General features: G+C 73.4%; 22 protein-coding genes. 7 read left to right on the top strand and 15 right to left on the bottom strand.

Going from position 1 to position 23,477, the window contains the following annotated elements; translation table 11 throughout:
* Positions 1-69: 69 nt before the first annotated feature.
* Complete coding sequence (locus ACQP1S_RS07035; RefSeq protein ID WP_091245651.1) at positions 70-873, bottom strand: fumarylacetoacetate hydrolase family protein; 804 nt, start codon at positions 871-873, stop codon at positions 70-72.
* A gap of 197 nt (positions 874-1,070) precedes the next feature.
* On the opposite strand from ACQP1S_RS07035, the gene ACQP1S_RS07030 reads away from it, so the two are divergent.
* Positions 1,071-2,480 (top strand): hypothetical protein, encoded by a 1,410-nt coding sequence (locus tag ACQP1S_RS07030; RefSeq protein ID WP_432904373.1) that lies wholly within the window; start codon positions 1,071-1,073, stop codon positions 2,478-2,480.
* A gap of 207 nt (positions 2,481-2,687) precedes the next feature.
* Positions 2,688-3,575: a 3-methyladenine DNA glycosylase gene (locus ACQP1S_RS07025; protein WP_432904371.1), complete on the top strand. Its 888-nt coding sequence runs from the start codon at positions 2,688-2,690 to the stop codon at positions 3,573-3,575.
* A gap of 56 nt (positions 3,576-3,631) precedes the next feature.
* Here the strand turns inward: ACQP1S_RS07025 and ACQP1S_RS07020 are convergent, their stop codons facing one another.
* From ACQP1S_RS07020 to ACQP1S_RS06985, 8 genes are all read right to left on the bottom strand, one after another.
* Positions 3,632-4,822, bottom strand: a complete 1,191-nt coding sequence (locus ACQP1S_RS07020; RefSeq protein ID WP_432904368.1) for a cellulose binding domain-containing protein — start codon at positions 4,820-4,822, stop codon at positions 3,632-3,634.
* An 88-nt stretch (positions 4,823-4,910) separates the two neighbouring features.
* Entirely contained in the window at positions 4,911-5,309 is a 399-nt protein-coding gene (locus tag ACQP1S_RS07015) for a DUF4180 domain-containing protein (RefSeq protein WP_091245640.1), read from the bottom strand.
* A 103-nt stretch (positions 5,310-5,412) separates the two neighbouring features.
* Complete coding sequence (arfB, locus tag ACQP1S_RS07010; RefSeq protein WP_432904364.1) at positions 5,413-5,838, bottom strand: alternative ribosome rescue aminoacyl-tRNA hydrolase ArfB; 426 nt, start codon at positions 5,836-5,838, stop codon at positions 5,413-5,415.
* A gap of 101 nt (positions 5,839-5,939) precedes the next feature.
* A complete protein-coding gene (locus tag ACQP1S_RS07005; RefSeq protein WP_091245635.1) occupies positions 5,940-6,803 on the bottom strand; it encodes a S1C family serine protease in 864 nt (287 codons plus the stop codon).
* A gap of 61 nt (positions 6,804-6,864) precedes the next feature.
* Positions 6,865-7,824, bottom strand: coding sequence for a VWA domain-containing protein (locus ACQP1S_RS07000; RefSeq protein WP_432904361.1), 960 nt, complete (start codon positions 7,822-7,824; stop codon positions 6,865-6,867).
* Positions 7,821-8,822, bottom strand: a complete 1,002-nt coding sequence (locus ACQP1S_RS06995) for a DUF58 domain-containing protein (RefSeq protein ID WP_432904358.1) — start codon at positions 8,820-8,822, stop codon at positions 7,821-7,823. Before ACQP1S_RS06995 ends, ACQP1S_RS07000 begins: the two co-directional genes overlap by 4 nt.
* Complete coding sequence (locus ACQP1S_RS06990; RefSeq protein ID WP_432904356.1) at positions 8,819-9,868, bottom strand: AAA family ATPase; 1,050 nt, start codon at positions 9,866-9,868, stop codon at positions 8,819-8,821. Before ACQP1S_RS06990 ends, ACQP1S_RS06995 begins: the two co-directional genes overlap by 4 nt.
* Before the next feature lie 211 nt (positions 9,869-10,079).
* A complete protein-coding gene (locus ACQP1S_RS06985) occupies positions 10,080-10,601 on the bottom strand; it encodes a hypothetical protein (protein WP_432904353.1) in 522 nt (173 codons plus the stop codon).
* 355 nt (positions 10,602-10,956) lie between these two features.
* On the opposite strand from ACQP1S_RS06985, the gene ACQP1S_RS06980 reads away from it, so the two are divergent.
* Positions 10,957-11,934, top strand: a complete 978-nt coding sequence (locus tag ACQP1S_RS06980) for an endonuclease/exonuclease/phosphatase family protein (RefSeq protein ID WP_432907843.1) — start codon at positions 10,957-10,959, stop codon at positions 11,932-11,934.
* Between the two features lie 16 nt (positions 11,935-11,950).
* On the opposite strand, the gene cimA is transcribed toward ACQP1S_RS06980, so the two are convergent.
* A complete protein-coding gene (cimA, locus tag ACQP1S_RS06975) occupies positions 11,951-13,534 on the bottom strand; it encodes a citramalate synthase (protein ID WP_432904350.1) in 1,584 nt (527 codons plus the stop codon).
* A gap of 286 nt (positions 13,535-13,820) precedes the next feature.
* Here cimA and ACQP1S_RS06970 point away from each other — a divergent pair, with 286 nt between their 5' ends.
* Both ACQP1S_RS06970 and ACQP1S_RS06965 read left to right on the top strand, forming a co-directional pair.
* Entirely contained in the window at positions 13,821-14,279 is a 459-nt protein-coding gene (locus ACQP1S_RS06970; protein WP_091245613.1) for a PRC-barrel domain-containing protein, read from the top strand.
* 165 nt (positions 14,280-14,444) lie between these two features.
* A complete protein-coding gene (locus ACQP1S_RS06965) occupies positions 14,445-15,158 on the top strand; it encodes a tyrosine-protein phosphatase (RefSeq protein ID WP_432907840.1) in 714 nt (237 codons plus the stop codon).
* 15 nt (positions 15,159-15,173) lie between these two features.
* Here ACQP1S_RS06965 and ACQP1S_RS06960 read toward each other — a convergent pair whose 3' ends face one another.
* Positions 15,174-16,271 (bottom strand): branched-chain amino acid aminotransferase, encoded by a 1,098-nt coding sequence (locus tag ACQP1S_RS06960; RefSeq protein WP_432904347.1) that lies wholly within the window; start codon positions 16,269-16,271, stop codon positions 15,174-15,176.
* A gap of 110 nt (positions 16,272-16,381) precedes the next feature.
* Positions 16,382-17,413 carry a 3-isopropylmalate dehydrogenase gene (locus ACQP1S_RS06955; protein ID WP_432904345.1) on the bottom strand — a complete coding sequence of 344 codons (1,032 nt, stop codon included), beginning with the start codon at positions 17,411-17,413 and terminating at the stop codon, positions 16,382-16,384.
* 221 nt (positions 17,414-17,634) lie between these two features.
* Between ACQP1S_RS06955 and ACQP1S_RS06950 the strand changes: the two genes are divergently transcribed.
* Both ACQP1S_RS06950 and ACQP1S_RS06945 read left to right on the top strand, forming a co-directional pair.
* Positions 17,635-18,510, top strand: coding sequence for an FAD:protein FMN transferase (locus ACQP1S_RS06950; RefSeq protein WP_432904342.1), 876 nt, complete (start codon positions 17,635-17,637; stop codon positions 18,508-18,510).
* Between the two features lie 355 nt (positions 18,511-18,865).
* Positions 18,866-19,222, top strand: coding sequence for a hypothetical protein (locus ACQP1S_RS06945; RefSeq protein ID WP_091245599.1), 357 nt, complete (start codon positions 18,866-18,868; stop codon positions 19,220-19,222).
* Positions 19,223-19,384: 162 nt separating this feature from the next.
* Here the strand turns inward: ACQP1S_RS06945 and serA are convergent, their stop codons facing one another.
* From serA to ilvN, 3 genes are all read right to left on the bottom strand, one after another.
* Positions 19,385-20,983 (bottom strand): phosphoglycerate dehydrogenase, encoded by a 1,599-nt coding sequence (gene serA, locus ACQP1S_RS06940; protein WP_091245596.1) that lies wholly within the window; start codon positions 20,981-20,983, stop codon positions 19,385-19,387.
* A gap of 868 nt (positions 20,984-21,851) precedes the next feature.
* Complete coding sequence (ilvC, locus tag ACQP1S_RS06935; RefSeq protein WP_091245592.1) at positions 21,852-22,865, bottom strand: ketol-acid reductoisomerase; 1,014 nt, start codon at positions 22,863-22,865, stop codon at positions 21,852-21,854.
* Between the two features lie 73 nt (positions 22,866-22,938).
* The gene (ilvN, locus tag ACQP1S_RS06930) at positions 22,939-23,454 is read right to left on the bottom strand and encodes an acetolactate synthase small subunit (RefSeq protein ID WP_067307043.1); all 516 of its coding nucleotides are present in this window, start codon (positions 23,452-23,454) and stop codon (positions 22,939-22,941) included.
* Positions 23,455-23,477 lie beyond the last annotated feature (23 nt).

Below are 23,477 nucleotides of genomic sequence, written 5' to 3'. Positions count from 1 at the left end.
CCGCGCCAACAGGCCAAATCCAATCCCCCAAACCGCCCCTGAGCTGCGGAAACAGGGGGTGACGTACGGTCAGACGACCGGCACGACCGAGTTGGTGAGTTCGCCGATCCCCTCGATCCGCACGGTGACCGTATCCCCGTCGGTGAGCGGACTAACCCCGGCCGGGGTGCCGGTCAGCACCACGTCCCCGGGGAGCAACGTCATCACGTGCGAGATGTACGACACCAGCGCCGGCACGTCGAACACCATGTCCTTGGTCCGGCCGAGCTGGCGTACCTCCATCTCGTCCGGGTTGCGTCCCACCTCGCAGCGGATCTCCAGGTCGGAGACGTCGAGACCGGTGGTGATCCAGGGGCCGATGGGGCAGAACGAGTCGAAGCCCTTGGCCCGGGTCCACTGCGAGTCGGACCGCTGGAGATCCCGCGCGGTGACGTCGTTGGCGCAGGTGTAGCCGAAGATCGCCCGCGCGGCGGCGGCCCGGTCGGCCCGGCGGGCGCCGGGCGCCCCGATGACCACGGCCAACTCGGCCTCGTGCTCGACCTGCTTGGCGAAGATCGGCAGCCGGATCGCGTCCCGGGGGCCGATCACCGAGGTGGACGGCTTGAGGAAGAGCAACGGCTCCTTCGGCACCTCGTTGCCGTGCTCGGCGGCGTGCTCGGCGTAGTTACGCCCGACACACACCACCTTGCTCGGCAGGATCGGCGAGAGCAGCCGAACGTCGGAGAGTGCCCAGCGGGCACCGGAGAACTGGATCTGCCCGAACGGGTGGCCGTCGATCTCGGCGATGGTCAGGCCCTGCGGCCCGGCCTCCGACTCGCCCTCGACGACCCCGAACGACATTCCCTTGGCATGAGCGAAACGAGCGATACGCACCCGGCCAATCTATCCCCCACGGTGGCGTCGCCCGTCGGCCACCGGGAAACGTCGGCGCAGCGTAGGCCATCGGTCGCCGCTGCGGGCGGGGTTCGGGGCTTCGTACCCGCCCGGAGGGTCCCCGCTCCTAACGTCGGCTCCGGAGGTTCGTTGGTATGCCTGCATCGAGACGACACCACAGGGCCCTCGCGGTTTTCGTGAACTGCCTGGGCATTCTCGCCGCCGTACCGGCGCTGCCCAGTACGGGCCCCGCCACCCGGGCCACGGCGGCAAGCCCCACCACGGCGGCAAGCCCCGCCGCCCGGGAGGCGTCACCGGCAGCGGGGGGCCGGGCCGCACCGGTCGCACCGCGGGTGGCGGCCAGCGGCGCGGTCGTGCCGGTCACCCCGACGGCACCCGCCCCGGGGATGACCACCGCCGGCAACCCCGGCGTACCCCGACCGGCTCCGCAGGTCACCGTCGCCGTGGCGCCCGCCGCGACATCGGTACCGGGCTACCGGATCATGGTGCGCAACACGGGTAGCGCGACGGTGCGGACCATGGTCCGGCAGGGGGTGCCGGCGGACGCCTCGATCACCGCGGTCAGCGCGGGCGGGCTGACCACCCGGCCGGGCGGCGGCACCGGCGGCGGGGAGGTCACCTGGCGGCTCGTCGTGCCGGCCGGGGCGACCCGGACCCTGGACACCGCCCTGGCCGCCACCGCGCCGGGCCAGGACCTGACCGCACCGGCCTGCGCGTACGCCAGCGACGGCGACCAGCCGTACGACTGCGCGACCGCCACCTGGCACAGCGCGGGGACCCCGGAGGCGGCGGTGTCCGCGACGCCGGCCTGGCGGCAACCACCGATCCTGCTCGGCTTGGCCCTGGTGCTGCTGGCGCTGCTGGCCGGCGGGCTCTGGTGGTGGCTGCGGGCCCGGCGACGGGTGAGCGGCGTCGCACCGGCCGCGACCGGCCACCCGCCGTACACCGGCGGCCCGACGACCCCGGGCGGCGGGACGGTGTACCCGTCCGCCGGCGCGACGGCAGCCCCGAGCGGCGGGACGGTGTACCCGCGCCCCGCCGCCCCGGGACCGGTGGGGCGACGACGCAGCCCGTCGGTGTGGCTGGTGGTGGGGGTGGCCGCGACGGTGCTGGCCGGGGTGGCCCTCGCCGCCACCTGGACGGCCACCCGGCAGGTCGCCGCGATCGACACCACCAAGCAGCCGACCGCCGGGGCGTGGACGGGCACCAGCACGACCGGAGCCGTCGGCACCCCGCTGCGCGAGAAGGCGTTCGAGTTCACCGTCTACCGGGTGGCCTGTGGCACCGCGAAGGCGGCGCGCCAGCAGTGCCAGGCCACGGTCGGGGTACGCAACGTCACTCCGGAGCAGCAGAGCTGGCACGGTCAGCTCCAGCGGGCGTACCTGCCGGGGGGCACCTGGGTGAGCACCGACGAGGACGCCACCCGACTGGCGAACCTGGGGCGGGACATCTTCGCCCAACCCGTCTCGGCGGGCAGCCGGGTGGTGCTGCCGCTGGTCTTCACCGTGCACGGGATGCAGAAGCCGAAGCAGTTGGAGCTGCGCAGCGGGGTGTTCTCCGCCGGCGTCCGGGTGGACGTGCCCTGACCGTCAGGACCCGCCCCACGGGAGGAGACGTCCCTGGCCGGCGGGACACGCCGAATGGAAGAGCCGTCCCCTGGCCGGCGGGACGCACCGGACGGGAAAGGGGCCCGGCCGGCGGGACACGCCGGACGGGCGACGTGCCCCGATCGGAGAGACGTGCCGGGGGACGTGCGCTGAGCGGGGGCGGGCGGCGGTCGTACCCTGGAGGGTGTGACCGCCGCCCTCGCACCCGCCGCCCTCGACGCGGCCGACTGGCGGGCCCGGCGGGCGGCCCACGAGGCGCGGATGGCCGGCTGGCTGGACCCGCACCTGGCCCGGCGTCGCACCGGCGGCCGGCATCCGGTGGAGGACTTCCTCTTCACCTACTACTCCTACCGCCCGGCGCAGCTGCGCCGCTGGCACCCGGGCGCGGGAGTGCTGCTGCGCGACGCGGACCGGGCCGAGTTCGGCCGGGACTACCGCGCCGGCCCCACCGGGGTCACCCTCGACACCGACGGGGTACGCGACCGCCGCGCCGAGTCGATCGGTTGGATCCGGGAGCTGCTGGCCGCCACCGCGCGCCGGCCGGCGCATCTGGGCTGCTTCGGGATGCACGAGTGGGCGATGGTCTACCGGCAGACCCAGGAGGAGGTCCGGCACAACGCCTGGCCGCTGCGGCTCAGCCCGGACGACACCGCCGCCGTGGTACGCGAGCGGGGCGTGCGGTGCAGCCACTTCGACGCGTTCCGGTTCTTCACCGCGCCGGCCCGGCCGCTGAACCTGCTCCAGCCCACCCGGGAGACCCAGCACGCGCTGGAGCAGCCGGGTTGCCTGCACGCCAACATGGACCTCTACAAGTGGGCGTACAAGCTCTCCCCGCTGGTCGCCTCGGAGCTGGTCGCGGACTGTTTCGCGCTGGCCCGGCAGATCCGGGCGCTGGACATGCGGGCCAGCCCCTACGACCTGGCGGCCCTCGGCTATCCCCCGGTCCGGGTGGAGACCCCCGAGGGGCGGGCCGAGTACGCGGCGGCGCAGCGGGGTTTCGCCGAGCAGGCCGCCGTGCTCCGCGCCCGCCTGCTGACCGCGCTGGATCACGCCGTTCCGCCTGCCGCCCTCTGACCCTGCCGACCGCCGGGCGAGGGTCCGGGTCGATTCCGGCCCGGACCCTCGTCGGATCAGCTGGCGGTGCAGGTCGCCGTCGGGGCGGTGGCGGTGCCGGTGTGGGTGCCGAGGAACCCGAAGGTGGCCTCGGCGGCCGGGGCCAGCGCGCCGTTCCAGTTGACGTTGCGGGCGGTGACCGCGCTGCCGGTCTGGGTCAGCTCGGCGTTCCAGGTCTGGGTGATCTGCTGCCCGGCGGGCAGGGTGAAGGTGACCCGCCAGCCGGTGGTCCGCGTGACGCCGGTGCTGCGCACGGTCACCTCGCCCTGGTGACCGCCCTGCCACTGGTTGGTGATCCGGTAGCTGGCGGTGCAGGCCACCCCGGCGGGCGGCGACGTGGTCGGCGGGTCGACCGTGGGCGACCCGGTCGGACCACCCGTGGGGCTCGCCGTCGGGGTGGGTGAGGTGGTGGGGCTGACCGTCGGGGTGGGCGAGGCGGTCGGGGTGGGCGAGGCGGTCGGGGTGGGCGAGGCGGTCGGGGTGGTCCCGCCGAGGGCGGCCACCAGCGCCGGGTACCACCGGTCGGACATCTTCTGGTCGCCGGCCGCGTTGGGGTGCACCCCGTCGTAGGTGTCGGTGGTGGTGCTGAACCCGGTCCACTGGTCGACCACCACGATCGGCGACCCGGCGGTGGTCTTCCCCGCCGCCCAGCCGTCGATCGCGGCGTTCAGGGCCACCGCCCGCTGGCCGCACTCGGCGCAGCTGGACGGGGCCATCGGGATGATCTTCGCGACGATCACCCGCATCGCCGGGTTGCTGGCCCGCATCTGGTCCACCAGCTTCGAGTACGCGGCGAGAATGGTGGCCGGGGCGATGTTGCTCCACACGTCGTTGGTGCCGAAGTGCATCAGCACGATGTCGGGGCGGGTCGCGGCGAGCCAGCCGGGCAGCAGGTTCTGGTTGGCGACGTTCGTCACCAGGTAACCACCGTGGCCCTCGTTGTCCCCGTCGTACGGCTGGCCGCAGCCCTGCGGGCCGAGGGTGCCGACGAAGTCGGTGTTGGTGTGGCCCGTGGACTGGAGACGGTTCCAGAGCACGGACCGCCAGCAGCCGGGCGAGCCGGTGATCGAGTCGCCGAGCGGCATGACGCGGACCGGGGTGGCGGCGGCCGGGCGGGCCGGGCTGGCGGCGACCAGCCCGACGAGCAGGGTGAGGGGGACCGCCGCGAACGCGGCCAGCAGGGCGGAGAGGAACGGCCTTCGGAGCATGGTGAGGGGACTCCTGTCACGTGACGACGTGCGGTCGGTGACGGCCCGGTTGCTCCCACGGACATCCCAGCAGACCGCGCGCCCCGCCTCAACGCCCTCCCGCATCCTGGCGAAGCGCTTCGACGCGCAGCCGCTCCTCCAACTCGGCCAGGGTGTCGACGAACCGGAGCTGGCGGCCCCGGTCGGCCTCGACGACGAAGTCACGCAGGGCGGTGCTCCGCGTGACGTGCCCGGAGATGTCGCCGACCACGGCCAGCCGCAGCCGGTAGTTGACGAACTTCTGCACCACCTCGCCCGCCACCCCGGTTCGCAGCGTGAAGAACTCGACGGCGAGCCGGCGGACCGGCAGCACCACCAGCTCGACCCCGTGGCCCAGCGCGGCACCGATCACGTCGGTGGCGTCGTCGCCGCCGCAGATCTTCGGCCCGTCGGGGGCGCAGGCGAGCGCGGTGCAGCCGGCGAGGGTGACCAGGGTGTCGGTGGACATGCCCGCCAGCCTAGGCAGCGCGGGGGTGATCCGGCCCCGGTTTTCCGGCGCGCAGCCGGCCCGTGGTGCAGCGGCGGGCCCGCCCAGCGGCGGGCCGTACGACTCAGTCGCCGTCGGCGCGGCGGTCCCGCTTGCGCTGCGACTGCCGTTTCTTGTCGGCGAGACGGCGTTCCTTGGCACCCCGCGACGGTCGGGTGGGGCGACGGGGTGGCGGGGGCGGGGCGACGGCGTCGCGCAGCAGCGCGGCCAGGCGCTCCCGGGCCGCCTCCCGGTTGGCCAGCTGCGCCCGGTGCTCGCTGGCGGCGATGGTGAGCACCCCGTCGACCAGCCGGCCGGCGAGCCGCTCCAGCGCCCGTTCCCGCAGCACCGGGGGCAGGCTGGTGGTGCCGGCCAGGTCGAAGCTCAGCTCGACCCGGGAGTCGGTGGTGTTGACACCCTGCCCGCCGGGCCCGGACGAGCGGGAGAACCGTTCCCGCAGCTCGGCGGCGGGCACGGTCCACCGATCGGTCACCCGCAGTCCGTCGTCCACCCCGCGAGGCTAACGCCCCCGGTTGACCCCGTGCGTCGCGGTCACCGAGGGCGCGGGGCCGGGAGCCGGTTCCGCCCGGTCGTGGTCGGGCCGGCACCGGCTCAGCCACCCTTGCCGATGATCGTGTCGGCGGTCTGCTGCACCTGGTCGATGGGGATGGCGAAGCCGATGCCGATCGAGCCACTGCCGTCGATGGTGGCGATCGCCGTGTTCACCCCGACCACCTCGCCCCGGGCGTTGACCAGCGGGCCACCGGAGTTGCCCGGGTTGATCGACGCGTCGGTCTGCACCGCGCTGCGCCGGTTGGTGCCCAGCCGTACCTGCCGGTTGAGGGCGCTGACGATCCCGGCGGTCACCGTGCCGGCCAGGCCGAGCGGCGACCCGACCGCGAGCACCGGCTCGCCGACCCGGGTGGACCGGGGCTTGGCCAGGGGCAACGGGGCCAACCCGGCGGCCGACGGCACCTTCAGCACGGCCAGGTCGCTGCCGGGTTCCCGGCCCACCACCTCGGCGGCGTACCGGCGGCCGTCCGGCATCTCCACGGTCACCGCGCCACCACCCCCCTTGGCCAGGATGTGGTCGTTGGTGACGATGTGCTGCTCGTTGTCGATGGCGAAGCCGGAGCCGGTCGCCGACTGCCCGGTGGCACCCCCGCCGACCAGCACGGACACCACCCCGGGGACGGTCTTCTGGGCGGCGGTGACCAGCTCCGCCGGCACCGGGGCGGCGGAGGCCGCCGTCGGGCCCGCCCCGCCCTGGCCGGCCACCCAGCCGCCGGCCGCCGCGCCGGAGACGGTGGAGAGGGCGACCACCGCCGCGGCGGTCCACAACCGGCCACGCCAGCGCCGCCGGGACGGGTCCTCCCCCGGCCCCGGTACGTCCCACCGGGGCCGGCCGTCCGGTCCCAGGTCGGGTGAGAGAAACCAGGGACCCCGGGGCTCCCCCAGACCGGTCTGTACTGCCATACGTCCGCTCCTCACTGTGCGCTGCGACGGATCAGGGGCAGGTGGGCCAGCGCCGTCCACCTCAGGGCAGGCGGGAGAACCAGCGCATCGATCCGGCCGCCGCGCCCATGGCGAAGACCAGTCCGAGCCCGATGAACCGGGCGGAGATGTCCTGACGTTCCTTGCGGTAGCCGACCGAGGAGCCGATGTCCTCGTACACGTTGCGCAGTTCGGCGCTGCTGCCCGCCTCGTGGAAGCCGCCCCCGGTCTCGTCGGCGACCGCCCGCAGGGTCTGCCCGTCGACCGGCACCTGGATCGGCCGGCCACCCCGGTCGACGAAGCCACCCGGGGTGCCGAACGAGATGGTGTGCACCGGCACCTTCGCCGCGACGGCCGCCGAGGCCGCCTCCATCGGGTCCGCGCCGGAGGTGTTCGCCCCGTCGGAGAGCAGGATGACCCGGGCCGGCGGCGGTTGCTCGGCCGCCTTCTCGTCGAGGCTCTTCACCGCGCCGAGGGAGGCGCTGATCGCCTCGCCGATGGCGGTGCCCTGCACCCCGGTGATCCCCTCGGCGAGCCGGTCGATGCCGTCGTGCAGGGCGCCCCGGTCGGCGCTCGGCGGCACCAGCACCGCCGCGCTGCCGGCGAACGCGACCAGCCCCACGTTGAACTCGTCGGGCAGCCCGTCGACGAAGGTCCGGGCGGCCTCCTTGGCGGCGGTCAACCGGTCCGGTTCGACGTCGGTGGCGAGCATCGACGTGGAGACGTCCACGGCGACCATCACGGTGGCCCGCTCACGGGGCACCCGCACCTCGGCGGTGGGCCGGGCGAAACCGACCACCAGCAGCGCCAGCATGGCCAGGAAGAGACCGGCGGGCACGTGCCGCCGCCAGGCGGGTCGCTGCGGGGCGACCCGGTCGAGCAGCCGCAGGTTGGTGAAGCGGACCGCGTACCGGCTGCGTCGGCGCTGCATCAGCAGGTAGCCGGCGGCCAGCGCGGCCACTCCCAGCAGCAGCAGGAGCCGGGTGGGTGACTGCCAGTTCACGCGACACCTCCCCGGGAGGCGGCGGGCGCCATCGCCAGCCGACGCTGGGTGTGCACGTGCCGCACGATGTCGGCGGTCCAGTCCCGGTCGGTACGCAACGCCAGGTGACCGGCCCCGCTGCGGCGCAGCGCCCGGGCCACCTGGGCGCGCTGCGCGGCGGCGGCGCTGGCGTACCGGCGGCGCAGCCCCGGGTCACCGGTCCACACCTCGCGCCGCCGGCCGGTCTCCGGGTCGACCAGGGTGATCAGGCCGACGTCGGGCAGCTCCAGCTCGCGGGGGTCGGTCACCTCGACCGCGAGCACCTGGTGCCGGGCGGCGAGCCGGCGCAGCGTCGGCTCCCAGGGGGCCGGGGCGTCGTGGTCGTCGGGGAGCCCGTCGAGGAAGTCGGAGACCACCACCACCAGCCCCCGCCGCACGGCGGTCCGTTGCACCGCCGCGAGGGCGGCGGCCAGGTCGGGGCCGGCCGGCGGGGTGGTCGGTGGTTCGGCGTCCGCCCGGGGGGCGTGCAGCAGCGTGCGGAGCAGGCTCAGCAGGTGGGTACGTCCGCTGCGGGCCGGGAACCGGCGCAGCCCGTCGGTGCTGAGCACCTGTGCGCCGAGCCGGTTGCCGGTCCCGGCGGTGAGGAAGCCGACCGCGGCGACGGCCGCCACCGAGAGTTCCCGCTTGTCCAGCTCGGCGGTGCCGTACTCCATGCTGGGGCTGGCGTCGACCAGCAACCAGGTGGTCAGCTCCCGGTCCGCGTCGACCTCACGCACGTGCGGGACGGTGGTGCGGGCGGTGACCGCCCAGTCCATCCGACGTACCTCGTCGTCACCGGGGCGGTACTCCCGGCTGCCGGCGAGTTCGCTGCCGGGGCCGGGCAGCAGGCCGCGCAGCTGGCCCTGGAGCAGCCCGTCCAGGCGGCGGGTGACGGTCAGTTCGAGGCGGCGCAGCCGCTGTTCGGGGGCGAGGTCGGCCAGCGCCGGGCCGGCGGGTGCCGGGGCGGTCGGGGGTCTCACGCCGCCGCCAGGACGGGCGTGTATTCGGGGTGGCCGGTGGCGAGCACCGGGGGCGGCACCGCCTGGACCAGCCGGTGCACCACCGCCTCGGCGGAGACCCCGTCGGCGACCGCGTCGAAGGAGAGCACCAGCCGGTGGGCGAGCACGTCGACCGCGAGTTCGCGGACGTCCTCGGGGAGCACGTACTCGCGGCCCCGCAGCAACGCCTGGGCGCGGGCGGCGGCGACCAGGCCGAGGGTGGCCCGGGGGCTCGCCCCGTACGCCAGCAGCGGGGCGATCTCCGGCACCCCGAAGCGGGCCGGGTCACGGGTGGCCAGGATCAGCCGGACCACGTACTCGGCGAGCGCGTGGTGCACGAAGACGTGGGCGGCCCGGCGCTGGTAGTCGCGCAGCCGGACCGGGTCGAGCACCCGACGTGGGCGGGGTCGGTCGCTGCTCATCCGGTAGAGGATGGCCAGCTCGTCGGCGTCGCTCGGGTAGTCCACGACGATCTTCATGAGGAACCGGTCGCGTTGTGCCTCGGGGAGTTGGTAGACCCCCTCGGACTCGATCGGGTTCTGGGTTGCCAGCACCAGGAACGGTTGCGGCACCGGCCAGCTCCGGCCGCCGATGGTGACCTGCCGCTCGGCCATCGCCTCCAGCAGCGCGGACTGCACCTTGGCCGGGGCCCGGTTGATCTCGTCGGCGAGCACCAGGTTGGCCATGATCGGGCCGAGTTCGACGTCGAAGCTCTCCGTGGAGGCGCGGTAGATCCGGGTGCCGACGATGTCGGAGGGGACCAGGTCGGGGGTGAACTGGATCCGGGTGAAGGTGCCGCCGACGACGGTGGCGAGGGTCTGCGCGGCCAACGTCTTGGCCACCCCGGGCACCCCTTCCAGGAGGCAGTGCCCGTTGGCGATCAGCGCGGTGAGCAATCTTTCGACGAGCCGATCCTGCCCGACGATCACGCGTCTGACCTCGAAGAGGGTCTGTTCCAACTCGGCGCCTGCCGCGTCGGCTTCGACCGGGCTGGGCAGGCTGGCCAGGGTGTCCGAGATGTCCGTCACGGTGCTTGCTTCCCGGGGCGGCCGGCAGGCAAACGTCGGAATTTCCGCTCCTGTCAGGCGGTTTCCCACCCGGATCGGGACGACCTGCCCGTTGGGGCGGCAACACCGTGAGGCGGTAGGAGCCGCACCCCGGCCGGTGTCGACGCCGGGCCTCCACAGCAGACGGTGCCGACCCCCGGGTGGGGGCCGACACCGTCGACGGGGCCGCGCCTCAGTTGGCGACGAACAGGTGGAACGGCTTGCTGGACACCGAACCGCCGGAGCTGTACGTCTGGACGAAGACGCCGTTCGGGGTCTGGTTGCGCGGCGCGACCGAGATCTCACCGGCCGGCGGCACGTTGAACTGGTCGTTGGTGCCGATGGTGGCCTGGAACGCCTTCCCGACCACGCTGTAGTCGAGCAGCACCTGGTACTGGCCGGTGCCGTACTTGGTCGCCGAGACGACGTTGGCCGAGTGCTGGAGCAGGGTGCCGCCGCTGGTGACGACCGCCCAGGCGACCGAACCTGCGGCCGGCGGGGCGAGCGACACCTTCAGCGCCGCGCGGGCCTGCTGGGCTTCGGCCGCAGTTACGGCCGGCTGACCGGCGACGCCGGCCTGCTGAGCCCCGGGCTGAGCTACCTCGGCCGGGGCCTTGGTCGCCGGCTGGGCGACGGCGATCCCGCCGCCGGCCAGGGTGAGCGCCAGGACGCCGAGCGTCACCGCCGCCGCCTTACGCCTGAAGAATGTGGCCATGACAGGTCTCCCTTTTGTGACCGTGGCAATACGGCCGGCCCACCGTTCGGAGAGCCGGATGGGTCTGGTGCGGACGGGCCGGAAATGACGCGGACAGAAGAACTCCACCCGCGCCGGAAACGTTGAACGAACAACGCTTCCAACCGGTCTGAGCTGGGATTACTACGCTCCGTTGCGGCACCTCAACGAGGAGGAACGTAACACCAGCAAAAGCGGAGCGTCAATAGCGGACCAATCCGTTTTGCCATCTTTAAAATGATGTTGGAAATTGCGAAAGATGAACTCTCACCCATTCATGAATTGGCTCCGGCGCCCCTGCGCAACGGCGTCGGCCACTAGGCTGGCCGCCGTGCTCCTGATCTCGACGCCGTCCACCACCCGACGTCCCGCCGCCACCCTGATCTGCTGGCTGGCGGTGGCACCCGGCCTCGCCTGGGCGGTGGTCCGCCTCGCCGGGCTGGACCGGGGCCCGCTGGTGCAGGCGCTCGCCTTCACGCCGTACGTCGCGGGGTGGAGCCTGCTGGCGCTGGCCCTGACCCTCGTCCTGCGACGCCGGTGGCCGGCGGTGGCCGCGACAGTCGCGGCGCTGGCCCTGGTCGGTGCGGTGGCACCCCGCGCGCTGTCCGCCGGGCAGCCGGCGGTCCAGGGGCCCGGGCTGCGACTGCTCACCGCCAACCTGCTCAAGGGGGGTGCTGACGCGGCCACCCTGGTCGCGCTGGTCCGCCGGCACCAGGTGGACGTGCTCACCGTGCAGGAGTTCACCCCGGCGGCGCGGGACGCCCTCGACCGGGCCGGCCTCGCCGACCTGCTCCCCCACCGCCAACTCCACCCCGAGGTGGGCACGACCGGGTCCGGGCTCTACGCCCGTTTCCCGCTCTCCGCCGGCGGCTTCCGACGCAACGCCGGCTTCGCGTTCACCCAGGCGTACGCGACGGTGGCGGTGCCCGGTGCGCCGGCGCTACGGGTGGAGTCGGCCCACCCGGCGGCACCCTGGTCGGTCGGGGTGGTCGGCGAGTGGCGCACCGACCTGGCGGCCCAGCCGCGCGCCACCCCCGACGGTCAGCTCGGCATCCTCGCCGGGGACTTCAACGCCACCCTCGACCATTCCCCGTTGCGCGCCCTCCTCGCGAGCGGATACGTGGACGCCGCCGACGCCGTCGGGGCAGGGCTGGTGGGCACGTGGGGCCCGTACGACGGCGACCCGATCCCGCCGGTCACCATCGACCACGTCCTGGTCGACCGCCGGATCGCCGTCCACGCGGTCACCGTCCACCAGATACCCGCCACCGACCACCGCGCCGTGCTGGCCACCCTGCGCCTGCCCACCCCGTGACGGCGGGAACGCCGGCTCAGACCCGGGCCCGGTCGAGGCCGTAGGTGAGGGCGTCGACCAGGGCGTGCCAGGAGGCTTCCACCACGTTGGGGTGCACGCCGACGGTGGTCCAGTCGCGGCCGGTCCCGTCGGCCGTCTCCACCAGCACCCGGGTCACCGCGCCGGTGCCGTGGGTGCCCTCCAGGATGCGCACCTTGTAGTCGGCCAGCTCGAAGTGGCGCAGTTGCGGGTAGTACCGGGACAGCCCGACCCGCAGCGCCTCGTCGAGGGCGTTGACCGGGCCGTTGCCCTCGGCGGTGGCGATCACCCGCTCACCGCGTACCCGGATCTTCACGGTCGCCTCGGAGACCACTGCGCCGTCCTCCCGGTGCTCGACCAGCACCCGGTACGACTCCAGCGCGAACGGTCGCACCGGGGCGGCATCCGGCAGCTCGGAGCGGACCAGCAGCTCGAACGACGCGTCGGCGGCCTCGAACGACCAGCCCTCCGCCTCCAGTTCCTTGACCCGGGTGGTCACCTTCGACACGGCGTCCGGATGGCCGGCCAGGTCAAGACCCAGCTCGCGGCTCTTCAGCTCGATGCTGGCCCGGCCGGCCATCTCGGTCACCAGGATCCGCATGTCGTTGCCCACCACCGACGGGTCCACGTGGTTGTAGAGCAACGGGTCGACCTTGATCGCGCTCGCGTGCAACCCCGCCTTGTGGGCGAAGGCGGCGGCCCCGGCGTACGCCTGGTGGGTGTCGGGGGCGATGTTGGCGATCTCGGCGATGGCGTGCGAGACCCGCACCATCTGTTCCAGGCAGCCGTCGGGTAGGACGGGCAGCCCGAGCTTGAGCTGGAGGTTGGCCACGACGGCGAAGAGGTCGGCGTTGCCGGGGCGCTCGCCGTACCCGTTGGCGGTGCCCTGGACGTGCCGGACCCCGGCCTCGACGGCCGCGATCGTGTTGGCCACCGCGCAGGCGGTGTCGTTCTGGGCGTGCATGCCGAACAACGCCGGGGCGATCCCGGTCCGCACGGTCAGGTCGGCGATCGCGGCGGTCACCTGGGACGGCAGCATCCCCCCGTTGGTGTCGCAGAGCACGAACCGCTCGGCACCGGCGGCGAGCGCGGTCTCGACCACCGAGGCGGTGTACGCCGGGTCGTGCCGGTACCCGTCGAAGAAGTGCTCGCCGTCGACGAAGACCCGCCGCCCCTCGGCTACCAGGTGGGTGACCGTGTCCCGGACCATCGCCAGGTTCTCCGCGCCGGTGGTGCGCAGGGCGCGTTCGACGTGCCGGATGTCGGCCTTGGCGACCAGCGCGACGGCCGGGGTCTGCGCGTCGAGCAGCGCGCGCACCTGCGGGTCGTCGGCGACGGCGACCCCGGCCTTGCGGGTGGCCCCGAACGCGACCAGCAGGGCGTGCCGCAGGTCCAGCTCGGTGCGTGCCCGGCGGAAGAACTCGGTGTCCTTCGGCACGGCGCCCGGCCATCCGCCCTCGATGAAGCCGACCCCGAACTCGTCGAGCAGCCGGGCCACCGCGAGCTTGTCGATCACCGAGTAGCTGAGCCCCTCGCGCTGGGCGCCATCACGCAGCGTGGTGTCGTAGACCTGGAACGTCATCGCGAGTCCCTTTCTTCGGACCGTCGAACCTTGCGGGGGCAACAAAAAGACCCCCCGCGGATGCGGGAGGTCTGCGCGCTCGGCGGAGGGGAGGCCGGCGCGCTAGCTGCCAATAATGCGGGCGGAGCTGGTCACGGTCGCCACTCTGCCACTCCGCCCCGATTCTGGGAGGCAGAATCCACATCCCGGGACGGGATGTGTGGGACGTCTCCCCTCGGGTACCTCAGATGCGGACACGAAGCGCTTTTCTCCGATAACGACTACGACAGTCGAGGCAGGAGTTCTCATGGACAGGCTCGACCCGCACACCGCCCACGGCACCACGGACCCGATGGTCGACGACGGCCAGGGCGCGATCGCCGGCGGCGCCCCCGGCGGGGCGTTCAACCCGTGGAGTTACCGCGACGAGGCCGGGGTCGCCGACGCCGACCTGGTCGGCTACAAGGTCGAGGCGACCGACGGCGGCATCGGCAAGATCGACGAGGCCAGCCACGAGGTCGGCGGCAGCTACCTGGTCGTCGACACCGGTCCGTGGATCTTCGGCAAGAAGGTGATGCTCCCCGCCGGCACCATCAACCAGGTCGACCACGACGACCGGAAGGTCCACGTCGACCGCACCAAGGACCAGATCAAGGCCGCTCCCGAGTACGACGAGACCAGCCACAGCGACCCGGCCTACCGGGACAAGCTGGGCGGCTACTACGACGACACCTACGGCAACCTTCCTCCGGGCACCGCCCGGTAGCCGGTCGGACGGCCCGACCCGGCGGCCGGACGGCCCGGTAGCCGGCCGGACGGGCATGGCGGTCGATCGAAGGCCACGGCCGACGGGGCGTACACACGCCCCGCCGGCCGTTACCGTGTCCGGGTGAACCCCACCGAGGACAGCCGCCGGATCCCGTTCGCTGCGATGTTCAACTTCCGCGACGTCGGTGGCTATCCCGGCCACGACGCCCGCACCGTCCGCTGGGGGCGGCTCTACCGGTCGGACTCCCCGCACCGGATCGACGGCACCGACCGGGAAGCGTTCAGCGCCCTCGGCATCCGCACCGTGATCGACCTGCGCCGCCCGACCGAGGTGGAGCGGGACGGCCGGGTGCCCGACCTGGACGGCCTGTCCTACCGGCACATCCACCCGGAACACGCCGACTGGGCGGCGCAGACGCACGACCCGGACTCCAGCCTGGCCCGCTACCTCGCCGACCGCTACGCCGACCTCGCCGAGACCGGCACCGCCGGGCTGGCCGAGGCGGTCGGCCTGATCGCCGACAGCGCCAACACCCCCGTCCTGGTGCACTGCGTCGCGGGCAAGGACCGCACCGGCATCGTCTGCGCGCTGACCCTGTCGGTGCTGGGCGTCGACGACGACCGGATCGCCGCGGACTACGCACTGAGCGCCGAGGCGTCCCAGCGGTTCAGCGCCTGGCTGGCGGAGGCCATGCCGGACGCCCAGAAGCCACCCGCCCCCTTCCTCGGCTCCCCCGCCGAGGCGATGTCGCTCTTCCTCGCCGAACTCCGCCAGCGGCACGGCTCGATCGAGGACTACCTGCACCACGCGGGTGTGACGGATGCCCAGCTCGCCGCCCTCCGCGACCACCTGCTGGAGCAGCCCACACCGGAGTGACCCGGCCCCGGGCGGTCAGCGGATGTGCGTCACCCAGCCGCGCGGGTCGGGGGCGTCGCCGCGCTGGACCGCCACCAACTGCTCCCGCAGCGCGGAGGTGGACCGGCCCGGCTCACCGCCGCCGATCACGAACTCGCCGCCGGGGTGACGCACCCGGGCGACCGGGGTGATCACCGCGGCGGTGCCGCAGGCGAAGACCTCGCGCAGCCGGCCGCTCTCCGCGTCGGCCTGCCACTCGGCGAAGCTGACCGGGCGTTCGACGACCTGGTGCCCGGAGGCGGCGGCCAGGGCGAGCAGCGCGTCCCGGGTGATGCCCGGCAGGATCGTGCCGGTCAGCGGCGGGGTGACCAGGGTGTTGTCGTCGTAGACGAAGAAGACGTTCATGCCGCCCAACTCCTCGACGTAGCGGCGCTCCACCGCGTCCAGGAAGACCACCTGGTCACACCCGGCCTCGATCGCCTCCGCCTGGGCGGAGAGCGACGCGGCGTAGTTGCCGCCGCACTTGGCCGCGCCGGTGCCACCGGGAGCCGCCCGGGTGTAGTCCGGGGAGACCCAGACGGTGACCGGCTTGACCCCACCGGCGAAGTAGGCGCCGGCCGGCGAGGCGATGACGCAGTAGAGGTATTCGTTGGCGGGGCGGACCCCGAGGAAGACCTCGCTGGCGAACATGAACGGCCGCAGGTAGAGGCTGGTGTCGGCGCCCTCGGGGATCCAGTCCCGGTCGATCTCGACCAGCTTGCGCAGCGACTCGACGAACAGCTCCGCCGGCAGCTCCGGCATGGCCAGCCGCCGCGCGGAGGCGATGAACCGGGCCGCGTTGGCCTCCGGCCGGAACATGGTGATCGAGCCGTCGGCCGTCCGGTACGCCTTCAGCCCCTCGAAGATCTCCTGCGCGTAGTGCAGGACGGCGCTCGCCGGGTCCATCGGGATCGGCGCACGGGCCTCGATCCGGGGGTCGTACCAGCCCTTGCCCTCGGCGTACCGGATGGTCACCATGTGGTCGGTGAAGACCCGGCCGAAGCCGGGGTCGACCAGCAGGGCGGCCCGTTCGACGGCGGATACCGGCGCGGGATTCGGACGGATCTCGAAATCGAGCATGTCACCACCGCTCATCGCGCTGACCTCCCTGCGGGTTTGACGGCACGCGGGGACCACGCACCGAGCTGCTGTTCAGAAACCTACCCCGAACGGTCGTTCAGCGGATAGGTCCGCTCCCGGTGGGATCAGGCCACCGCGTGCGCGGCGAGCCGGTCCCCCACCTCGTCGGTGCGCAACGCCACGCCCGGCGTCCGGCCGGCCAGTTCGGCGGCGACCGCGCCGGTCACCCGGGCGGCGGCGTCGGCGTGGCCGAGCTGGTCGAGCAGGAGCGCGGCGGAGAGCACGGCGGCCACCGGGTCGGCGACGCCCTTGCCGGCGATGTCCGGCGCCGAGCCGTGCACCGGCTCGAACATCGACGGGTACGCCCCGGTGGGGTTGATGCAACCGCTGGCCGCCAGGCCGATCCCCCCGGTGACCGCGGCGGCGATGTCGGTGAGGATGTCGCCGAAGAGGTTGTCGGTGACCACCACGTCGTACCGCTGGGGCTGGGTGACCAGGAACATGGCGGCGGCGTCGACGTGCTGGTATTCGGTGGCGACGTCGGGGTGTTCGGCGGCGACGGCCGCAAAGGCACGGGCCCACAGCGACCCGGCGTGGGTCAGCACGTTGGTCTTGTGCACCAGGGTGACCTTGCGGCGCTCGCGGCGACCCGCCCGGGTGAAGGCGTCCCGGATGACCCGTTCCACCCCGTGCCGGGTGTTGAGGCTCTCCTCCGTGGCCACCTCGGCCGGGGTGTCCCGGTGCAGGCTGCCGCCGGCACCGGCGTAGAGCCCCTCGGTGCCCTCCCGGACGACGACCAGGTCGACCTCGCCCGGTTTGACGTTGACCAGCGGGCCGGGCACGCCGGGCCAGAGCCGGGACGGGCGCAGGTTGACGTACTGGTCGAAGGCGAAGCGGAGCTTCAGCAGCAGTCCGCGCTCCAGCACGCCGGGCGGCACGGTGGGGTCGCCGACCGCGCCGAGCAGAATGGCGTCGTGGCCGGCCAGCTCGGTCAGCACGGAGTCGGGCAGCACCTCACCGGTGCGGTGGTAGCGCGCCGCGCCGAGGTCGTACTCCGTGGCCTCGACCCCGGGGAGCACGGCGTCGAGGACCTTGAGGGCCTGCGCGACCACCTCGGGTCCGATCCCGTCCCCGGCCACCACCGCGATCCGTGCCACCTGCCGCTCCTCACCTCGTCCGCTGGGGTGAACGGTACGTCGCCGTCCCGGCTCCCGGTACGAGCCTTCCATTATCTGGGAGGGCGAAATGCTCAGCAGGCTCCCAGGCAGCATTCATGGTGCGGTCATCTCCACTGCCTAGGGTCGGTGCAGGACGGGTCGTGGGGATCCGGGACGGACCGGTCGCGACGCCGCGGCACCGTCGGTGAAGGAGCAGTGTGATGCGGACCGAGCAGCAGCGGGGGCCAGGCCGACTGGACGAGCAACCGCGCACCCGCTGGGTGGACCAGACGGCATTCTCCCGACGCCGCCCCGACCTGCGCCTGGGCGCCCGCAGCCACCGCCTCGACCGGCCCGGCGACTCGCCCGGCGGCCGGATCGCCGTGCAGCATTCCGTCCGGACCGGCACCGCCGAATACTCGCTCCTGCTCAACGCCCCCGAGGACCTGGGCCGGCGGGCGGTCGGTGACGCGCTGCGCGACGCCGTCGCCGAGCTGCGGGCCATCGACCTCACCTACGGGCCGAACCGGCCGGAGAGCCTGGTCTCCCGGCTACGACGCGGCGAGATCAGCCCCGAGTCGTACCCGCCGCTGACCGACCTGGTCGACCGCTGCGCGGCCATGCGGGCCGCCACCGACGGCTGGTTCGACGCCTGGGCCGTCCCCGGCGGCTTCGACCCCGGCGGCCTGCTCAACGGCTGGGCGGTGGAGCGGGCCGCGACCCGGTTGCGCGCCGCCGGCATCACCGACTACGCGGTGCTCTCCGGCGCCGACCTGACGGTACGCGGCCACGCCGCGCACGGCGGCCCGTGGCGGGTCGCGGTGCACCACCCGACCGACGGCCGGCGGGCCCCGCTGGTGCTGGAGATGACGGCCGGCGCGGTGGGCACCTCCGGGGTGAGCGGCCGGCAGGGACACGTGGTCGACCCGCACACCGGCGAACCGGCCCGGCAGTTGGTCGCCGCGACTGTCGTCGGGCCGGACCTGGCGGTGGCCGACGCCTACGCCACCGCGTTGTACGCGGCCGGGCCGGTGGGGCTGTCATGGTTCCGCACCGACTCGGCATATCAGGCTCTCTTCGCCCACCGGCGCCGCTGAGCGGCGCTGCGGCGCGTCGGCCGACCTGTGGAGGGGGTCCACGGGGTGGCGCGGTCGATGGGCCGGCGATCGGCCCCCACGGTCTCGGCAACGACCGTGGGGGCCGGTCAGCGACGAGTGCGCGTGGCTCGCGCATTCGAGGGGTGCGGGCCGGCCGGCCGGACGTTCGGCCCCGTCACCCGAAGACGGGTCGACATCTGACTTCCCGGTGACCGCCCCGATACGCTATCGAATCGACGCAACTCGACGCAAGAGTCTCCACAGCGGACTGTTTTCTCCGGACACTCGAACTACCTGCGGGAATCACGGCGGGTCAGTGTCGCCCGGGTGAACGCGTGATGGCACGCTGTCCGCCGTGAGTTTCGATCTGAGCGTGTGGGCCCTCCACGACGGGGCCACGCCCGAGGACGTCCGGGCGGCGGTGCGGCGGTGCCGCGAGGGGCAGCACGCCGAGCGGTATCCGGACCCCCGGGTGGTGGGCTTCTATCGGGCCGTCACCGCCTCTTATCCCGACCGGCCCGCCCATCAGGGCACCCCCTGGGAGGTCTCGCCGTTGCACGCGGCGGCCGACCATGTGGCGTTGAGCCTCGTCCCGACCTGCGACGACCAGGTGCTGCTCGACATCGAGCGGTTGGCCGGCGAGTACGACCTGATGCTCTTCGACCCGCAGGACGGCTCGGTCTACCCACCGCCGTCCCGGGTCGCCCGCTGACCCGACGCCCGACCCCACCCCGGCCCTGACCCGACTGCCGTCGGTTGTGGCCTGACCCGGCTCCTGTCCCGTCGGGTGTGGCCTGACCCGACTGCCGTCGGGTGTGGACGACGGAGGGGCCCGACCGCACGGTCGGGCCCCTCCGGATGCTGTGCCGTGGAACTACTCGTCGCGCAGGTCGGCCGCGCTGGCGGCGGTCGCGCCGATCGAGTCGGCCGCCGAGGTGAGCAACTCCGCCCCGAGCGCCTGGTCGACGGTGAGGGTCATCAGGGTCTCGCCGCCGGCCTCCCGGCGGGCCACCTGCATCGCGGCGATGTTGATGCCGGCCTCACCGAGCAGCGTGCCGACGGTGCCGACCACGCCCGGCCGGTCGGCGTAACGCAGGAAGAGCAGGATGCCCTCCGCGCCGATCTCCACATCGAAACCGTCCACCTCGGTCAGCTTGAGGACGTCCCGGGCACCGGTGTGGGCGACCGTGCCGGAGACGCTGACCGTACGACCGTCGGGCAGCGCGCCCCGGATGGTGACCAGGTTCGGGTGGTCCACCGTCTCGGCCTGGGTGACCAGGGCCACCTCGACGCCCCGCTCGGCGGCCAGGTGCGGCGCGTTGACGTAGGTGACCTGCTCCTCGACCACCGAGCTGAACAGCCCCTTGGTGGCGGCGAGCTTGAGCACCGACACGTCGTGGTTGACGATCTCGCCGCGTACCTCGACGGTGACGCTGGCGGCGATCCCGCCGGCCACGGCGGTGAACGCCCGGCCCAGCTTCTCGGCCAGCGGCAGCAGCGGCCGGACGTCCTCGGCGACGACGCCACCGGCCTGCACGTTCACCGCGTCCGGCACGAACTCGCCCTGGAGGGCCAGCTTGACGCTCTTGGCCACGGCCAGGCCGGCCTTGTCCTGCGCCTCGTGGGTGGACGCGCCCAGGTGCGGGGTAGCCACCACGTTGTCGAAGGCGAACAGCGGCGACGCGGTGCACGGCTCCTTGGCGTACACGTCGACGCCGGCGCCGGCGACCCGACCCTCGGCGATCGCGTCGGCCAGGGCCTGCTCGTCGACCAGCCCACCCCGGGCGGCGTTGACGATCCGGACGCCCGGCTTGACGATCGCCAGCTCCTTCTCGCCGATCAGGCCGACCGTCTCCGGGGTCTTCGGCAGGTGGATGGAGATGAAGTCGGCCTCCCGCAGCAGCTCCTCCAGCCCCACCAGGCGCACGCCGAGCTGGGCGGCGCGGGCCGGCTGGATGTAGGGGTCGTACGCGATCAGCCGGGTGCCGAAGGCGGCGATGCGCTGTGCGAAGAGCACGCCGATCCGGCCGAGACCGACCACGCCGACGGTCTTGCCCTGCAACTCGACGCCGGTGTACTTGGACCGCTTCCACTCGCCGGCCTTGAGCGCGGCGCTGGCGCTGGCGGTGTTCCGCGCGACGGCGAGCAGCAGCGCGACGGCCTGCTCGGCGGCGGAGACGATGTTGGAGGTGGGGGCGTTGACGACCATGACGCCCCGCGCGGTGGCGGCCGGAACCTCGACGTTGTCCAGCCCGACGCCGGCCCGGGCGACCACCTTCAGGCGCGGCGCGGCGGAGATCGCCTCGGCGTCGATCTGCGTGGCACTGCGCACGATCACCGCGTCGGCCTCCGCCAGCGCGGAGAGCAGGGCCGGGCGGTCGGTGCCGTCGACATGGCGCACGTCGAAGTCGTGCGCGAGCACCTCGATGGCAGCAGGAGCGAGTTCTTCGGCGATCAGTACGACAGGATTCATCGGTCCTCGTAGACGTCGTATTAGGTCGGCCGGGGCGACCGGGCGCCGCGATGCGCCCTGCGCCGATCCGTGCCATGGCCGTCAGGTGCCGGTCACGCACCTCTCCAAGGATCGTAGGGGGCACCCCGGCCGGCATGTCCCGGTCTGTGGGGTGAGGGCCCTCACACAGCGTTGTCGCACGCCTGTCATCCCCCGTTCATCCGACCCGGAGCGCGCAGTGCCGCCCGGTTCGGCCCGATGAGGCGTCGCTCACCCCATCCCGCCAGGTGAACCTCGCCCGCCGCCGGGCGGGCGGCGCACGGCGGGCGGCGGGGGCACGGCAGGGCCGCACGGCGGCCGGCGGGCGGCGCGGCAGGCGGCGCGGCAGGCGGCGGGCAGCGGACGACGGCGGAGCGGGGACGGCGGGCGGCGGAGCGGGGACGGCGGGCGGCGGGCGGCGGGCGGCGGGCGGCGAAGCGGGGACGGCGCCCACGGGCCTAGCAGCGGCACGGCAGATCCTCCGCATGCAGGTCACCCGCGGCCACGGCATGTCGGCCGCACCGCAACGATCTCGGCGGCCACCCCGTGGCACCGCAACGATCCCGGCCGCCACCCCTGGCAGCGCAACCGCCCCGAGGCTCCCTGTGGCACGGCGACCTGGCGGCCTGTGTTACCCAGAAAGCGGTATGCCTGGCTGGCATATTCATGCCAGCCAGGCATACCGCTTTACTCCACAAGACCAGTCAGCCCGCGACACACCCGGCGGAACCGACGACCCGCACAGGCCCGGACGACCCGCACAGGCCCGGCCGACCCACACAGGCCCGTCTAGGGCTCAGCGCGCCCGAGACCCCTCTGGTCACACCGGTCCAGGGGGTGGCGCGAGGGGTCAGGCGGTCTCGGTGAGCGGGCGGTCCACCCAGCTCATCATGGAACGCAGCTTCTGACCGGTCTCCTCGATCGGGTGCGCCGCGCCCTCGGCCCGCCACTTGGCGAAGTTCGGCCGGCCGGCCTCGTCCTCGGCCACCCACTCGCGGGCGAACTCGCCGGACTGGATCTCGCCGAGGATCTTGCGCATCTCGTCCTTGACCCGGGAGTCCACCACGCGCGGGCCCCGGGAGAGGTCGCCGTACTCGGCGGTGTCGGAGATGCTGTAGCGCATCCGGGCGATGCCGCCCTCGTACATCAGGTCGACGATGAGCTTCAGCTCGTGCAGGCACTCGAAGTAGGCCACCTCGGGGGCGTAGCCGGCCTCGGTGAGCACCTCGAACCCGGTCTGCACCAGGGCCGCCGCGCCACCGCAGAGCACCGCCTGCTCGCCGAAGAGGTCGGTCTCGGTCTCCTCGGTGAAGGTGGTCTTGATGGCGCCCGCCCGGGTGCCGCCGATGCCCTTGGCGTACGCCAGGGCGAGCGGGAAGGCGTTGCCGCTGGCGTCCTGCTCGACGGCGACCAGGCAGGGCACGCCCTTGCCGTCGACGTACTGGCGGCGGACCAGGTGGCCCGGGCCCTTCGGGGCGACCATCGCCACGTCCACGTCGGCCGGCGGGGTGATCAGGCCGTACCGGATGTTGAAGCCGTGACCGAAGAAGATGGCCTTGCCGGGGGCGAGGTTGGGGGCGATCGACTCGGCGTAGATGCTCCGCTGGGCGGTGTCCGGCGCCAGAATCATGATCACGTCAGCCTCGGCCGACGCCTCGGCCGGGGTGAGCACCCGCAGGCCCTGCTCCTCGGCCTTCGGCCGGCTCTTGGAGCCCGCCGGCAGGCCGATCACCACGTCGACACCGGAGTCGCGCAGCGACAACGCGTGGGCGTGCCCCTGGCTGCCGTACCCGATCACGGCGACCTTGCGGCCCTGGATCAGGCCCAGGTCGGCGTCGTCGTCGTAGTACACCTCAACGCTCATTGACTTCCCTTTCGTACGGCGGTCTCGTCGGACCGTCGTGGACTGTGTGCGGTGGCGGGTGAGCGGCGCGCGGTCAGGCGGCGCGCAGCGCGGGGCCGGCGGTGATCGACCGCGAGCCACGCCCGATCGCCACCGTGCCGGACTGGACCATCTCCTTGATCCCGAACGGCTCCAGGTCGCGCAGCAGCGCGTCGAGCTTGTCGGGGGTGCCGGTGGCCTCGACGGTGAGGGTGTCCGGCGCGACGTCGACCACCCGGGCCCGGAACAGGGCGACCGTCTCCAACACCTGCGCCCGGGCGGTGCGGTCCGCGCGGACCTTGACCAGCAGCAGCTCCCGGGCCACCGAGACCTGCGGGTCCAACTCCACGATCTTGAGTACGTTGACCAGCTTGTTGAGCTGCTTGGTGACCTGCTCCAGCGGCGACGAGTCGGCGTTGACCACGATGGTGATCCGGGAGACGTCGGGGTTCTCGGTCTCGCCGACGGCGAGGCTGTCGATGTTGAACCCGCGCCGGGAGAACAGGCCGGAGACCCGGGCCAGGACACCGGGCTTGTTCTCCACCAGCACGGACAGGGTGTGCAGGGTCATGCCGCCGTCTCGCTTCGCTCGGT

The organism is Micromonospora matsumotoense (assembly GCF_050951065.1).
Lineage (GTDB): Bacteria > Actinomycetota > Actinomycetes > Mycobacteriales > Micromonosporaceae > Micromonospora > Micromonospora matsumotoensis.
Note: the sequence above shows the minus strand (reverse complement) of the source record. Positions and strands in the feature narration are given on the sequence as shown.

Coding starts and splice junctions, on each gene's coding strand:
- ACQP1S_RS07020 (WP_432904368.1), bottom strand. CDS start 4,822: ATGCTCCGAAGGCCGTTCCTCTCCGCCCTGCTGGCCGCGTTCGCGGCG.
- ACQP1S_RS07015 (WP_091245640.1), bottom strand. CDS start 5,309: ATGTCCACCGACACCCTGGTCACCCTCGCCGGCTGCACCGCGCTCGCC.
- ACQP1S_RS07005 (WP_091245635.1), bottom strand. CDS start 6,803: ATGGCAGTACAGACCGGTCTGGGGGAGCCCCGGGGTCCCTGGTTTCTC.
- ACQP1S_RS06985 (WP_432904353.1), bottom strand. CDS start 10,601: ATGGCCACATTCTTCAGGCGTAAGGCGGCGGCGGTGACGCTCGGCGTC.
- cimA (WP_432904350.1), bottom strand. CDS start 13,534: ATGACGTTCCAGGTCTACGACACCACGCTGCGTGATGGCGCCCAGCGC.
- ACQP1S_RS06970 (WP_091245613.1), top strand. CDS start 13,821: ATGGACAGGCTCGACCCGCACACCGCCCACGGCACCACGGACCCGATG.
- ACQP1S_RS06965 (WP_432907840.1), top strand. CDS start 14,445: ATGTTCAACTTCCGCGACGTCGGTGGCTATCCCGGCCACGACGCCCGC.
- ACQP1S_RS06960 (WP_432904347.1), bottom strand. CDS start 16,271: ATGAGCGGTGGTGACATGCTCGATTTCGAGATCCGTCCGAATCCCGCG.
- ACQP1S_RS06950 (WP_432904342.1), top strand. CDS start 17,635: ATGCGGACCGAGCAGCAGCGGGGGCCAGGCCGACTGGACGAGCAACCG.
- serA (WP_091245596.1), bottom strand. CDS start 20,983: ATGAATCCTGTCGTACTGATCGCCGAAGAACTCGCTCCTGCTGCCATC.
- ilvC (WP_091245592.1), bottom strand. CDS start 22,865: ATGAGCGTTGAGGTGTACTACGACGACGACGCCGACCTGGGCCTGATC.
- ilvN (WP_067307043.1), bottom strand. CDS start 23,454: ATGACCCTGCACACCCTGTCCGTGCTGGTGGAGAACAAGCCCGGTGTC.